Origin of the sequence: Massilia psychrophila, from assembly GCF_002760665.1 — a bacterium.
In the GTDB taxonomy this organism is placed as follows: Bacteria; Pseudomonadota; Gammaproteobacteria; order Burkholderiales; family Burkholderiaceae_D; genus JAFCUW01.
Genome location: NZ_PDOB01000013.1, coordinates 113,508 through 127,785, shown reverse-complemented (window position 1 = coordinate 127,785; position 14,278 = coordinate 113,508). Strand labels below are relative to the sequence as shown.

General features: G+C 53.7%; 10 protein-coding genes. 1 reads left to right on the top strand and 9 read right to left on the bottom strand.

The window, feature by feature from the left end; all coding sequences use genetic code 11:
* Positions 1–174 precede the first annotated feature (174 nt).
* The 8 genes from CR103_RS10635 to CR103_RS10600 all read right to left on the bottom strand — a co-directional run bounded on the left by CR103_RS10635 (position 175) and on the right by CR103_RS10600 (position 12,227).
* Positions 175–591 carry a transposase gene (locus CR103_RS10635; protein WP_229442987.1) on the bottom strand — a complete coding sequence of 139 codons (417 nt, stop codon included), beginning with the start codon at positions 589–591 and terminating at the stop codon, positions 175–177.
* Between the two features lie 302 nt (positions 592–893).
* On the bottom strand, positions 894–2,390 hold the full coding sequence (locus CR103_RS10630) for an ATP-binding protein (protein WP_099915971.1): 1,497 nt from the start codon (positions 2,388–2,390) through the stop codon (positions 894–896).
* Between the two features lie 40 nt (positions 2,391–2,430).
* Positions 2,431–4,593, bottom strand: coding sequence for a TnsB C-terminal domain-containing protein (locus CR103_RS10625; protein ID WP_099915958.1), 2,163 nt, complete (start codon positions 4,591–4,593; stop codon positions 2,431–2,433).
* The gene (locus CR103_RS10620) at positions 4,571–5,326 is read right to left on the bottom strand and encodes a TnsA endonuclease N-terminal domain-containing protein (protein ID WP_229442995.1); all 756 of its coding nucleotides are present in this window, start codon (positions 5,324–5,326) and stop codon (positions 4,571–4,573) included. The genes CR103_RS10625 and CR103_RS10620 overlap by 23 nt, the downstream gene beginning before the upstream one ends.
* Positions 5,327–5,589: 263 nt before the next feature.
* Positions 5,590–5,964: a flavodoxin gene (locus CR103_RS10615; protein WP_229442994.1), complete on the bottom strand. Its 375-nt coding sequence runs from the start codon at positions 5,962–5,964 to the stop codon at positions 5,590–5,592.
* 103 nt (positions 5,965–6,067) lie between these two features.
* Positions 6,068–9,157, bottom strand: coding sequence for an AAA family ATPase (locus tag CR103_RS10610; RefSeq protein WP_099915956.1), 3,090 nt, complete (start codon positions 9,155–9,157; stop codon positions 6,068–6,070).
* The gene (locus CR103_RS10605; protein ID WP_229442993.1) at positions 9,154–9,813 is read right to left on the bottom strand and encodes an ABC-three component system middle component 1; all 660 of its coding nucleotides are present in this window, start codon (positions 9,811–9,813) and stop codon (positions 9,154–9,156) included. Before CR103_RS10605 ends, CR103_RS10610 begins: the two co-directional genes overlap by 4 nt.
* Positions 9,810–12,227, bottom strand: a complete 2,418-nt coding sequence (locus CR103_RS10600) for an ABC-three component system protein (protein ID WP_099915954.1) — start codon at positions 12,225–12,227, stop codon at positions 9,810–9,812. Before CR103_RS10600 ends, CR103_RS10605 begins: the two co-directional genes overlap by 4 nt.
* Positions 12,228–13,233: 1,006 nt before the next feature.
* On the opposite strand from CR103_RS10600, the gene CR103_RS10590 reads away from it, so the two are divergent.
* The gene (locus CR103_RS10590; RefSeq protein ID WP_143752575.1) at positions 13,234–13,710 is read left to right on the top strand and encodes a dsDNA nuclease domain-containing protein; all 477 of its coding nucleotides are present in this window, start codon (positions 13,234–13,236) and stop codon (positions 13,708–13,710) included.
* 77 nt (positions 13,711–13,787) lie between these two features.
* Here CR103_RS10590 and CR103_RS24095 read toward each other — a convergent pair whose 3' ends face one another.
* Positions 13,788–13,892, bottom strand: coding sequence for a DUF4007 family protein (locus CR103_RS24095; RefSeq protein ID WP_143752574.1), 105 nt, complete (start codon positions 13,890–13,892; stop codon positions 13,788–13,790).
* Positions 13,893–14,278 lie beyond the last annotated feature (386 nt).

Genomic DNA, 14,278 nt, shown 5'->3' with positions numbered 1-14,278 from the left:
GCACTTGCTGGCGCTCCGCCGTTCCGAGGGCGAGCGGAGAGCGTCGCGGCTGGCGCACCGTATGCAGCGCCGCGCGCGACCACTTGGCACGGTAGTACGTGGCGCGTGACACGCCCATGCCTTTGCACGCGGCAGCGGCGCCAAGTGGCAGCACCAGGGTACTGGCGGCTGTCATCACGGCACATCCCCCGCCGTTGGCAAGCCCAGCAGATCGCAAAGTTTTTTTTGGACGTCGATGATTTGTTCGGCGCGGCCAAGCTGTTTTTTCAGCTTGGCGACCTCCAGCTCCAGACCAAGTACGCGGCGGTCGGCCGCCTTGGCAGCGTCGGGCTTGGGGCCGCGCGGCTTGCTCTGCAGGGCAGCCAGTTCGGCCGCCTCGACTTCCTGCCGCCAGTTGCTCAAGTGCGAGCTGTACAATCCCTCGCGACGCAACAGCGCACCGACGGCGCCCGGGTTGCTGCAGGCATCGGCTTCGCGCACGATGCGCCGCTTGTAGCTGGCCGTGAACTTACGGCGGCGCGCGACGGCGACAACCTCGGCACTCTCACGTTCATCATTTTGTTTTACCGCTGGCGACATCTGGTTTTCCATGTGATAGCAACTTCCTTAATTAGCATGATGAAGTTGTCTCACAGTAGTTTGACACAGGGGGAGGCGTTGCTACCGCGATCTACGATCAGCGCGCAATCGTTCTGCAAGACGCCTTTACACGCCATCCCAACCGATTCAAACATCGGCAGCCACGCCCGCCCGCATTGCCAACTGTGGCCGGCATTAACATGCCAAAATCGGCACCGGAAAGCGGAGGGAATACAGAGAATTAGACACTAAACTCATCAATTTCATTGTCTCAAAGCGATTGACACATTCCGCACGTTCGCCGGAATGAGCGGTCACGTTCGCCGGAATACGCAGCTGATCACTCCCTTCTCGACCAAATACTGGTGTGGATCGCCCTCATCCGCTGCAGTCCTCATATCCATATACCCTGGGGGTAATTCTGCATTAAGTGCATCATGATCGACAGGCTCGGTGCTACCTTCATAGGGTCGCCGCGTTGTGCTTTGCTCGGTTCTAGCATCCGTCGTGACAGCACCTGATACCGGAAAAAGCTGGTCTAGATGATCCTGCACGACAGTGACATGTCTCGGAAACTCTAGCAATTTCGCCAGTGCTTCATCAACGGGTAACAAGTCTTCGTATTTCGAAAGTGACTTGGTTGTATTCGTTCGCAGAGCGTTAATTGCCGGATGAAGTAATGCTAACGCGTGGTCGTAAGTCTGCTTTAAAAGTGCCGGCGTCAGCGTTTCGGTACCGTCGAGCATAGCGCGCTGCTGTGCAAGCTTGAAGAGCAAGACAACGAAGTCAGGAATACTCTGACTGAGATCGAAGACCGTATCTAGCATCTCGTCATCTGGATCTTTTGGGTGTCGCACCCACTGATACGTCCAGATACGTTGAACGAAATCGTCCCACTCCTTTACCCGCTTCGAGGGCCGTTCAAATTGGATCAAGCCGCTTTCCGAAGCGCGGCGGCCGTCCTTCATCTCATCGGTGAACAGACTGGCCGCCTTGCTCGTACCAATTTCTACGACTGGCACCCGTAGAGCTGTGCGTAGATCCTGGAGGAAATGCAGCAACAGCGCCGTGCCGTGCGTCTTATGCAAACTGAGCCGCTGAATCTCGTCGATAATCAGAATGCCGAGGAAATGCGTGGCGGCAATCTGGCGCATGGCGCCTTCAAGCATGTCCTCTCGCATGCGGGCCCTTGAAAAGAGCTTTTCGTACTTTCCACCAGTGTCGAGGGCGACATCGACCTGCCGTGCGAACTCCCGGCAAAAACTCGAAATTGAGCCGTTTTTGGGGCAGGTGACCTTGAGCCATACCAGTTGGGTGATCGGCAGGTGCCGCCCTCGCCATATAGAGTGATGGATGATCTGCTGTGGGTAGGATCGCAAGACCGCATCGGCACAAGTTGTTTTGCCCGAACCGCTTAGTCCGACAATGAGCAGTTGCGATTCGCAAGGGATCAGTTGCCAGTCTAGGTTCCGCGACTGCTCGCGATCCTGAGCGGTATAGATGCTGCGCCAAGTCGCTGCTTCGGATGGATTACGGACGACGTAGCCCGCCCGGAGCAGGCGCGAGATAGTGCGTTCGACGTCATAGAAAATCAGACGAGGGATCACGACATACTTCAGCCGCGCAAGCAAATGCCAGCGCTCTTCAGTTGACATCGCTCGCTCTTCCGGTTGGATCTGTGGACGCAGGATCATCGCCCGTGCAGCTTCATTCTCGGAGAAGATTGGGGGCAGGGCCTCGATGAGCGGGTTGTCGCGATACTCCGCGATATTCTGCTCGACATATGTGGGACAGAAATGATTGACTTCCATTGCCCTCTCCATCGTCACCCTGCTCCAAGGATGCAGTAAGTTATAGACTCCAGATGTCGTCGAGCGGATTTTGTTTTCGCATATCGGGACGCAACTTCACAACATTATCCTGCGCCGGCGGCTCGCAATACGATTGCGCCGCTTCACGCGCATGTTCGACACGCTCGGCCGTTTTCTCGAAAGCCCGATTTGCCTGCACGTTCGCTTTCTTCTCGGTTTTGCTTAATCCCTGCTTGGCTTTCGCCGCAGCTTTTTTTGCGGTCGCAGTGATGGCGTCGCACTCGGCGTCAAACTTGGCAAACTCTTGCTGCAGCTCCGAAGCATTTTGGTCGGCTTCCAAGGCCAACAGCTTAGCCCGATCGAGCATTTCTTCTAGGCGAGCGAGCCGATACTTCTCGTCACGATCTAGTAGCTCGCATAGTTCCCACTCGCGTGATGCTGAGTTAAGAACCCAAATTTGAGCGGGTGTGTATGGCAGATGCCGGATCTCGATCGGCTCGACCTTTCCTTTTGTTCTTGCCCTTGCAAACCATTCTTCGTTGATGGCACGTGGGCAAACGTAGCGTCGCCCTTCAAAGTAAATCCCGTCGCGTCTGACTGACGCGGTCGCCTCCGGAAGGAGCTTCGTCCATACTTCCTGCTTCCCGATAGCCTTAGCTCCACCGGTAAGGTGTTCCATGCCCCAGCTCCATATTGATATAGGAGTGGCGTCAACCAGATTGTCACCCAACATTGCTTCCGGTAGCGCATCTGCACGGTAAGACGACCAGTTGTACTTGATGAGTTTGCGAATCAGGATTGCAGTCAATTCCGGGATTGTCAGGCAAGCGTCCAGCTGACAATTCCGTCTTTTCATCTCGTCCAACCGGCGATTCAACGCCCCAGGTTCAAAATGAATTGTATGGTTGTTGATGAGATTGAACTGCTGCTCAACGTTCGGTTTCCAGTCGGGTCGCCGGACCGCCGCGTTCTGCACAACGATGCCAAGCCGGTTTGTCAACGCATCGGATGCATGGCTCTTCATCTCTCCATTGTCGCAAAGCAGCTTGTGGGGTAGATGATGACAGGGCCACATTTCCTCATTGATCTCGACACCAAACTGTCGACAGAATTCTACTTTGTTTGTAAATGCATTACACAACGCAAGTCGAGCACCTTCCCAGCTTGGTCCTTCCAGGCCGAGGTAGAATCCGACCACCATACGAGAGAAAACATCGACGATTACGTACAGTACGGGACGCCCGATCAGCCAAGCACGGTTAAACACCGAAACCAGGTAGACATCAACAATAGTTGCATCAATCTCGAAGCGAGAAGCAGGACCAAACACGCGGCGTCGCGAACTTCCCAGTACCCCCCGATGCTTCAACTCCCACGTGGTGGTACTGGTATTCCGTTTGGTCACCGAAAGATCGCGGTCCATCTCCTTTACGACCTGCTTGAACTGAAAGAGCGAGGGCGCCTCATGCGCTTTAGGCAGTATAGGGACCAGTGTGCTTCCATGCTCGATCGCTCCGGTATTGAAGTACACTCGTTTTGTCTCCTCCCAAGCCTTTTTCTCAGTGATCCCGGACTTGAGAAACTCATTGATACCCTTGATGATCTTTTCTTTCACATCGGCGGTGGAAGGACCAAGGAGCGTTAGGTCGTTGTTGTTGACCTTGACTCGATTAGGACGTGGCCCGCGTTTTCGAGTGCCAGGTTGTTGAGGCTTCCCCGCAGGACCACACAAGTCGTAACACGCTATTAGTGCATCAGTGCAACTGCCAAAAGCCAAGTATCTGTACAGTGGTCGATGGACCTGTTTAGGGAACAGTCCTAGTTCCTTCGCCCGCGTGGATATCAAGTGACCACTCGTTGCGGGAAGATAAACCTCAGGAATGTTGTCTTCCTGGACCAGTGGTTTGATGATCGACCATGCGCGGTCCCTGATACGCAGACTCTTCTTCGGTATTGACTCCTCAGCTTGGAATACATAGGGGCGAAGCTTGACCTCGACTCGTTGCAATGTGCCGTGTCGCAGAAGATCCATCACCTCCTTGAGGCGATATATCTCGGGTTTCTTGAGTTTTTCTTGAAGTCCGATCGTGACGAGTAGATCTTTGTCTGGCTCGACCCATAAGACACGCTGCGGGCATAGGAAACCCGACTCCGCGGCGCCTGGTGTTTGCTCAAAGACCTCAACTGGCTGAAGAAGATTCATGGTTCTCGCCCCGGATGAGACCGGTTACGGCCGCCTTGCGTATGGAGAAGACGACAGGAATGCACTGCAAACCTATTGGTACCTTGAGATTAATATCGATAAGGTGATGCCACACACAAAAACGGAACATGTCGGTGATGAGATCTAGGTCGACTGCATTGCCTAGTGCTGCTGAACAAGCTCGCAGTTGTCCTTTAAGTGGCAACGCTTGCGGTAACGTGTCTTCGAACGAGGACAGGAATGTTGGGAGTTGCGCCACGAAATCCGCTGGTCTCACTTTCCCTTCAACCGTGAAATAGCTGATCCAATCCAAATTATCGATAACGGTCTGATCGAAACCCTCATTGGTGAACAAGTACCACGGAACGCCACGCTGAAGCCAATACCTTCGCTCGATTTCCAGTTTGGCGAGTACAGCTTTCCGATGGCGTCCACGCAACTCATCTGCACTTTTGATGCTCCATGCAGCCAATGATCGGGCGCCTGACCCGCTGACAACGGTCAGAAGAAAGTCCGTTGTCATGACAACTGGGGTGGTACTGCAGGGGTACCTGGGGTGACGCATCGCCATCGAACGTGCTATTTCATGCGTAGAATCTTCCGGAAACAAAGGGAATTGTTCGCGAATGTCCAACACGGCAGCGGCATAGTCCGCCATGAGAAAAAAGTGGTCTTCGTTATCGGAAAACAGGTGATGCATTCTGCCGGTCGTCACGCCTGGCCGGCGGCTCATGCGTCCTCTGGATGAAAAGCATCGGACGTCGATCCAGGGTTTGTAGGCCGCGGTCTCGCCAAGGCCGAGCCCTTGAGCCTTCCATCTGTTGACGTCATCTGAAGTAATCGGTGTCCGTCTCATCATGCCGCCCAGCAGAGCATTACGTTAGGCTCGCTTGGAGTCGTATGTCCAATCCAATCATTTTAAAGCTAAAAACGCTTAGTTCAAGGTGAAATGGTACCTGCTTTAGAGCGTTACCTGCTCCGAGGTATGGTCTTGTTTTAAGTAACACCGCCCAGCCATTTTGTTACCCGTTCGAGCGTCTGCCGCTCTTGATCGGCCTGCATGACAAGACCATGGTCAAGCAGTCGGCCACCCGGAATGTCGGCGGCAAGGACCGTCAGGCTGTTACCGATGCCACAGCCCCCGTGCGTGATGAAAGGAATGATCGTTTTGCCCTTGAAGTCATATGCCGCCAGGAACGCGCAGATCACTGGCGGGTCTGCTCCGCCCCAGATCGGGAAACCAAGGTAGATTGTTTGGTAACGCGCAAACTCTGGAACCGGTGCCTTTAGCGGTGGCCGGTACTCGCGGTCGCGCTCGCGCCGGGCCTGCTCGACCGTCTCTAGGTAGTCATCCGGATAAGGTCGCGTCACGGGAGTCGCGCGACACAATAAGGGTTGTGCCTTCGCGCTGGCCAAGTTCGCCGCGAACTAGCGCAGCGGGCGAAGCCCGCCATCCTGCCTGTCCAATGGTAGATTAGTAAGTCCGAGAGGCGCTCAGGTTCGACAATCGGTCGGACATGTGCACGAGGCCTCCTTCACCACGCGGGGCAAGTTCGTGTATTTGATACGGGATCCCTGCACTCCCGCATTTGCGACTCAAAAACTCCGCCTCTGCGCTATCATGTGTTGAGAGGATGATTTGATAGCCAAGGCCGTTCACGAGTTGACGTAGCATATCCATGAATGCACTTGCGTGGATGACATCGTTGTGCTGAAGGGGATCGTCCAGCAATAGCCCTCTCCAACGGGACCAACCGAACGTCGTGCTTGCTGCGAGCAGCGCTGCAACACTCAGTGCCGAAAGTTGCCCTTCACTGAAGTACAGGTTCGGATTCATTTCCATTTGCGTTATCGACCCGTCAACCGCCCGCTTGACGATGCCCGGCCGCAGCTCTGAGCGGGTCGCTGTATGTTCGGCATGATAGCTAATGGATTCGTCGGACCACGTCATCAAGGCGCGAGCAAACCGCTTAATGGTGTTGTTTAGAGGAACAAGTACTTCATCAGCATATGTGCCGGCTCGCTGCTGCATGCTGCTGCCTACAGTCTCGACCCTCTGTCTCGCGTTCTGAGCAATCTTGATGTTGTCTCGCGCTTTCTCCATTCGCCTTGCTAGAAGGGCGATCACTTCGCCTTCAGACTTGCCGTCCTCTGCGGTTAGCTTCTTGGCGATCTCATCCTCGAGCAAGCGAAGCTGCTCGTAACCGATCCATTTGCGGTAACCAGTAACCAAGAGCTGCAGACTGTCTTCGACCGACTTTGCGCGGATCGAATGTTCAACCAAGCGAGTCTGATGCTCCGTAAGGAATGATCCGCTCGGCTCGTTCAAATACCCCGCCTCCCCCCAAAGTCTAAGATGTTCCAGCCGCGTTCCCCAAATCATTTTTTGTTTTCCCGTGAGGGTGTCAAGTGCCTCTGCCTCACGTGCCACTACTTCCTGTAAGGAACCGCGAGTGCTACGCGCGTTGAGGACAGATGCCTGCGTCATCGCGACTTGCTCGCTCGTCTCCTTGGAGTGCATCTCTGCCGCCGCACGTTCGGACTCGAGGTCAATCAATACTCCTTGCTCTGGGCTCCATAGGTCAGGAAACTCAAGCAATATTGACTTGGCCATATGACTCGCTTCTGAAACATCAGACAGTGCTTGCTGTAGGGAGGCGCGCTTTGCGGCTTCCGCTTTCAGTTCCGCTTCAGCAGCTTCCATCTGAGATTTCAGGTCTTCCGCCGCGGCGCCTTCAGATAATTTCTCATCGAGCATATCAAGCTCTTGTTCGAGCCTTACAACCCCAGTATCGTCGTATGTAGCGTCAGCAACACCACCCTGGTCCACCAGTTGTTGCCGCAATTTGCTTTCTCGCGAACGAACTGATGCAAGAATTGCTTCGAGCTGATGAATTTCGGCTAGCTCAGCGTCGGCATGAGTAAGCTGATACTGCAAACGTTCAGCATTCAGGCGCGCTTCCGCCAGTGCGGTGGCTAACTGTGCGGCTGGTGTCACGTTCGATGCGGATTGAGCACGCGCAAGCTCAAGCAATCGACCAGGAGGCAACACTGTAGTGCAGATCGGGCAGCAGGTATCGTCGTGCTCAAGCCTGTGCGCTATCGCAGTCACTGCGTCGGTGATCGCCTGCATTCGATCATCGTGCCGTCGGAGCTCCGTCATATAAGCAGAAATCTCCTCGCCGACAACTGCCGCATCGGTCACTAATCGGGCGCGCTTCGCGCGAGGATCGTCGGCCATTTTCGCTTTTAAAAGTTCAGAAATTCGAACAATCTCCGTCGACAGTGTGGTGATTTCCTTGAATATCTGAGTGAGATTCCGCGCCTGTCCAAGGCGGTCAGCGAGTGCTCGACGTTCAGCGCGTTGAGCAATAGCGGCAGCTAGTTTAGCCTGAAGCTGGCCAACGCTCGCTTCGAGCTCTGCTGATGACGTTGACGTCGAGTTCAGATCAGTCTCCACTGATGTCTGTCGCGCCTGTGCGTCCGCCAAATTCCTAGATGTTGTGAAAACTCGGTCTATGGAGACTAAGCGACTTATCGCTTGACCCCGCTTCGTCTCGCAGCTAGCAAGCGAAGACGTAACTTCGTAAAGTTTTTCATCTGCAATTTGTAGGTCACTTACCGCTGCTGCATGGCTTTGCTTGGTCAACTCGAGTTGGCTGGCAACCGCTGTAGCATCGGAGTTCGCGGCATCAAAAGCTGAAACCAACTGGGAAAGCGAGCCGATTTTCCTACGGTCCTCCACGAATTGATCGTTGACGGCGCGTACTAAAGTCGCAAACCGATCTAGGATTGCCTCGGGTTGCTCGTACTCGTTGGCCGGGGTCCATTCAAAGGCTGGAGATACTATCAGGATCTGTTCTGCCAACCGGTTTATAGATAAACGAATATCCGCCGGCGGAATGGCGTTCTCAGACGATGCAAGCTGCTTGGTTCGATCTCTTGTTTCAAGTAACGAATGCCAACTTGCCATTGCCGCCGTAGCTGCCTCAAGCCTCTTCGTTCGTTCCTCAACTGCACGCGTGAATGCGCGCCGGACACCTGGACCGCTCATGCGCTCGCGCAAAGCGTTGATCCGATCGACACCTGCAGGGCCTTTAAGCGCTTCCCACTGCTCATTAGGTTTCTTGAGTGAGAAACGTTGTGCGGATGTCTGTCCAAAAAAATGGGTGATTGAAAGGTAGCCGTGCAGGTCGGCTATTTCTGCCCAACCTGGCTGCTTGAGAAGTCTAGCGATTCCGGCTTCATTCGTCTCAAAGCCGGCCCCGCGGTCTATCGGGGCACCTTCAGAGAACTGAAGGCTTACTCGATGGCTATTTTCCGGGGCCCCGATTCTTGTAAGTGGGTCTTGCGTCTTTCGGCGACCATCGACGTGTATGTCGCTGAATCGACCTACTTGTCCGGATAGAGCCCATTCGACTCCGTCAAAGAAACTGGTCTTACCCAGGCCGTTTCCACCAGTGATGAGCGTTACGCCTGGCCCCGCTGGAAACTCGTATGCATAGCTATCGCCATATACGCGAAAATTTGAGAACTCAACACTACGAAGGTATATGTCGCTCATACGAAATTCGCCTCTTCGAGTGCAATTAGTTGGTCAACGAGTTCGCTGAAGTCGAGTTCTTGATTTTTAAGTGCTTCTTCCCAGCCGCTCGGCAAAGAAATGTTCGCCATGGAGTCCAACAACTCTGTTCTTTGCTCGGATGGCCAAGGGCGCGCAACGAAAGTACGTTCTAGGAATTCACGAGCATCGCCTATGGTTGGGGCGGTGTCGAAGAGCCAGACTTGTTTGCGACAAACTCGGTCATCTGCCTCGATCTCCGCGGCGAACTGGCGCCAAGTCGCGTCGATGAGCGCACCGGGCGGACCAATTAAGAACATGTGCAGGTTGGAAGCTTCCGTGCCAAGCCAAGAGCGGCAAATCGTTGCTTGATTCCTATATCGTCGAAGCTGTGAGCCGATAATTGCACCGTTTGGAGGGCCATTGAGAGTACCAATGAGTAAAGGAAATCCATCAAGGAGAGTCGCGAAGACTTGCTGCGGGAGGTCGCTTTCCTGCCGGCTAAGATAGTCGCCGGTAATCGCGTCACTTAGGACTTCAGAGTTAAATCTAGGTCCTATCAAGGACGGGTGCGCATCTGCCACTGCTGCACCAATGGCTCTGGCTGCGTCAAGCAATTTGGCCGTCAAATCAGTTCCGTCGCCAAATGTCATTTTCATGCCTCCTCTAGGGATTGTTGCGATGCGATGGCACGGCGCTCGAAGATCGCTTGGAAGAAGTGCTGGACGGTAGGGATGCCTGACTGAAGTGCCATCAGAAAGTCCTCGTTGGCGCCAATGACAATGGGCTTGTCAGCAAGAGATATCAGACCAATCCTCGCTTGATCCGTCAAGTTCTGATCTAGCCGCTGGTCCCCCTCCAGCAACTGCACTGCCTCCTGCAACTGTGAGAGCAGCACGACGTTGGTGGTCCATGATTGCCCAGCAGCGGCACGCCCTCGAAGTTCGCGTCGGTTAATCCAGCCGACACCACACGCGTGACCGGTCACTTCCTCAAAAGCTATGTTTCCTGGATGCCTGCCAGCCGGCCCCATCGCCCGGTCGGAGCAAGCCGCAAAGGCTAAACCAAATAGTGTCGGCTTCACCAAGTAAGGCCGCATGACTTTCGGCCCCAATTGAACCAAACCCCCGTCACCTGCATCGATTTGGTCATTTACGCTTGCCAGCAGTCTAAGAAAGCGCTGCCTCATAGCTGGATTCGCCGTCAATTCAGCATGCCATTGAATCCAAAGTTCCCAGAGCGCTTGTCGCAAGGCTGGCTCAATCGGCCATCCGGTAGCTATCTCGGCAGGTCCGAGGATGCCAAAAATGGAGTCGTGCAGTCGCTGCAAAAGATCGGCGTCGAGCTGATCATGGACAGTTCTAACAACCTCATCAATTGGCTGTTCCGAGTGAACTTGAAGCCCAGGGGGAGGTGGCAGCCACCCTTTGATTAAGCAACAGAAATTGAGGTCAGCGCCTGGGAGGAATCGGTCGGAGCACAAACCCAACATTCCAGCCTGCCAACCAGCGAAATCACGGGCATACAGAACGAAGTCCTGCGCGTGTACTCCGATCCGCGCGATCGCTGGCATAAGCATGGAGGCGTTCGCAGCATTAATATCGCAGTGGACCGTAATCGAACTCCCTCCTGCCCAAAGTTGGATGATATTGTTCAAGCTGACATCGCCAGCCCAAACGATCCGACCGGATACTGAGAGTGAAATTGAAACGGTCAGAGTTGGGCGAGCCGGATGACTCGGAAGAGCCGTCGACTCCATTGCTACGTCTGGCTGTGCAGTATCTTTAAATGCATCGAACCTAGCACGCGCGGTTGCGGTCAGAATCGGGGATTCGGGACGGCTTGGAATAGCCTCTGCACTCACAAATCCCGCCAACAGACCTGAGAAGGGAGAAAGGTTCGAATGGGCATCTGGACCGATGCGCAAATATCTGCGCAACGGATGAAAGGGTGCCTCGCCTTCCAAGGTGACTTCGCCCACAGAAGGCAGAGGGCCAGCAAAGTTGACCCCCGTTCTTAAGGTAATTGTGTTGCTGTCTATCTCCCTGTGCGCCTCGATAGCAAGGAACGTCGCGAAACGATTGTGAAGAGCAGTCGTCCTTCGGAACAGTCGTGGTTCATTTGTGTGGAGCCATATCCGGACGTTAGGACGGAGGCGTTCGCTGATCTCCGCCCATGCTGCGGTCGGTACTTGTGATCGCACTCTCGTTTGATACTCTTGGAACAGGTCCACATTCGCGCCGTCAGCCCAAGCTTCTTGTTCAATCGCTTCCAGAACGGTGCGAGCGGGACCAAGGTCCAGCGATGCTAACAGCTCGCATATTTGACGGTGCTCCAGCGCGTTGAAGGCAGCCATCTGGAAGTCGACGAGGCCACCATCTCCGTTCCCAGAAATGAAAATGATAGGATTCGCAAGGGGGGTAATAATCGAACCGGCCAATCCGGATGGAGTCCAATAAGGCGGCGTCTCACCGTCTAGGCCTCTTTCAATACCAAATCCGATTGCGAGGATAACCGCGTCGTAGATGCGATTTATTGCTGAGCCGTCCCCAGCCACCACTCGAACGAGGCCGAGCGAATTGGGCTTAAGTTCTATAACTGGCACTCCTGGATATGTCCTAAGGACCGAGCTGTGTGTTGCGCGTTCAAACTCGCCGCGTAATGTGTCCGCAATGGCACCCGCTGGCCCGGCTTGCCAGTTCATGATGGGTAAACCAGCGTCAGCGTTTTTTGAAATTGAATCAGGCCAGTCATAGAAATGCGGGTGGAGAAATCGGCTACTGCCATGCTGAAGTTCAAGAACCCTTGCTCTACTCTCGAACAAATCTAGCTGCTGCAACTCCGGAGCTGCCTTTGCTAGAGCGACAGCCGCAGTCATGCCGGCTACACCGCCGCCGACTATGGCGACCTTCCCTTTAGCGCGAACCAAACCTTCAGACAAAATCCCATCGACGAGATTGAGCGCGCGAATTTGTTGCGAGTACACGGTGACCCGTTTTTCGAAGCATCCAAGCACAAACACGCTTCGCGTGCCGTGAACAACTGCAGCATTGACGATCTCAAGTGGTGTCATAGGCTATGGCCGACCATCATATTCCAGCATTGCGCCGGCACTGTCTTGGTCGTTAGGCTCCTGTTAGGTTCTAATTTTCGCATTTGCCATCATACCAATGTCTATCAACATGATGTAAATAGGAATGGTCGATTCATTGTCGCTATTTGGAGGAAGTATTTTGGACGGTGAAGTTGGGCTGAGTGTCTTGCATATGTTTCTGACGCTCCATCTTCCAAAGCTCGCAGCCGGTACTAAACCTGTACTGTTCCCGCCTTCGATGTGCTTCAGGCGCTCGACAGCACGCGCTGGTTCGCAAGAGGAAACTTGGTCACTGGGACATTCGCCTTGCCCGTCCGGGCTTTCGGCAAGGCGCGATAAGACAGGTGAACAACTTCAGCCACGCTACTTGGCGGGAGGTGAGGCTCGCGCAGACATGGGTGCCAGGTGATTGGGGCGAGTAGAGCCATCGTGTTTGCCTCGGCATAGATCCGGTACGGCTGATCTCTTTGTCGTCGCTATTCTGCAGTTCGGTCCGCAGTGCTGATTTTGGAAGTGTTGGAACCAAACGATTCGATGTCAGCCCTAATCCGAGCGCATACCGCGTCTAGCTCTTCGGGATTCGTTGGCAAATACGCAAGCGCTAATAGAAATAGCGGGTGAACTCCTATTACCGACGCCCGCGCCTCGAGCTTCGAGATTGTCGGGGACTTGATGCCACGCTCCAAACTACTAAGATACGTGCGGCTCGAGACCACGGAGAAATCCTCTTAGGTTAGGCCCGACTCTTCCTTGCTTTCTGTAGCCCTGCACCAAACCGGTCAAGCAACCCCAGGAAGTACTTCTGCGCATAAAGCCCGATGTGCTGGTTCGGGTCACTATAGATGAGTATTCGTCTTGTTCCATCACGAGCCATGCGAAAAAATATGCCCTGACACAGCAAGCCATTTACCTTTACCATGCGAAAAAGTTGGTAATTTGCATACTTAATGATAGATTGGCATCACTTGTACGGGGATACTATATTTTGCAATTCCTGCAGATCGATGAGCGACGTTTTACGAAATTTAATATGGCAGCGTCGAAAGAAAAGTTTACCGAAATATTTTCGCTGAGCCAGGATCCGACCCTATCGGAAGCGGGGGGCGGTCATGGACAGAAGGGAGTGGACTTTCAACGCTACTGGGCAATCCTTCGCATATTTGAACTCAAGCAAACCGGTACGAGTGACTTTCTTCTGCTCTTCGAGTCGCTCCAAGACATCGCTGAGTTTAATTCCGAAGCTGCTCCAAGCCGAGTCGACATCTACCAAGTCAAAAAAAAAGACGGCGGCGAGTGGTCATTCAACGATCTGACCGGCATGCTCAAGCCAGATGGACGCAAGAGGAAGGCCCCGCCGACTTTGTCTAAAGTAGAGAGGAGCCCGCTCGGCAAGTTATACAAGGCAAGATTGGCCGTTCAGAAACTGGAGGCCAACGCTCACTTTGGCATTCCCCCACCATGACGGACACTTCCGATAGGTATGATGACACTATCGGAGGTATTACATGGCACGTGAACGACGGGTATTTTCAGAAGAGTTTAATGACAAGAGATCGCGTCGAACGCCTTGCGTAGCCAAAGCTGTCGAAGCGGAAACGTTTCATGGCCGGAAAAATTGGTGTTTGGGTAATTGAGGACATGCATGCCATCTTACTGGAGGATGTCTCCAGTCACAAGCATTCAAGATACACGCACGCCAACATTTTACTTCTGGGCACTGATAGTTTTCCTGGGATCAGGATAATCTGCGGACGCATTGTGTTTTAGGTACACGAATAGATACACGAAATTGAACAAATTTACTGAATTTCCTTGATTCTATTGATCAAGAATCTCTCTCAACATTCTGCATCGAAACGCTGTGGAGCCCGCTGACGCGTCAGCAATTGTGTGAGACCCCAACAGGTTTGTTAGACTCCGCTTGGAGTCGCACTTCTGGACCAATTTTATTTGCTCTCGCCACAGCGTTTATCAGCCGAAATTTGACAAATACAATTCACGTTTGACATACATATTTCGCACTTGACACA

Coding starts and splice junctions, on each gene's coding strand:
- CR103_RS24095 (WP_143752574.1), bottom strand. CDS start 13,892: ATGCATGTCCTCAATTACCCAAACACCAATTTTTCCGGCCATGAAACG.
- CR103_RS10610 (WP_099915956.1), bottom strand. CDS start 9,157: ATGAGCGACATATACCTTCGTAGTGTTGAGTTCTCAAATTTTCGCGTA.
- CR103_RS10605 (WP_229442993.1), bottom strand. CDS start 9,813: ATGAAAATGACATTTGGCGACGGAACTGATTTGACGGCCAAATTGCTT.
- CR103_RS10620 (WP_229442995.1), bottom strand. CDS start 5,326: ATGAGCCGCCGGCCAGGCGTGACGACCGGCAGAATGCATCACCTGTTT.
- CR103_RS10625 (WP_099915958.1), bottom strand. CDS start 4,593: ATGAATCTTCTTCAGCCAGTTGAGGTCTTTGAGCAAACACCAGGCGCC.
- CR103_RS10630 (WP_099915971.1), bottom strand. CDS start 2,390: ATGGAAGTCAATCATTTCTGTCCCACATATGTCGAGCAGAATATCGCG.
- CR103_RS10635 (WP_229442987.1), bottom strand. CDS start 591: ATGGAAAACCAGATGTCGCCAGCGGTAAAACAAAATGATGAACGTGAG.
- CR103_RS10600 (WP_099915954.1), bottom strand. CDS start 12,227: ATGACACCACTTGAGATCGTCAATGCTGCAGTTGTTCACGGCACGCGA.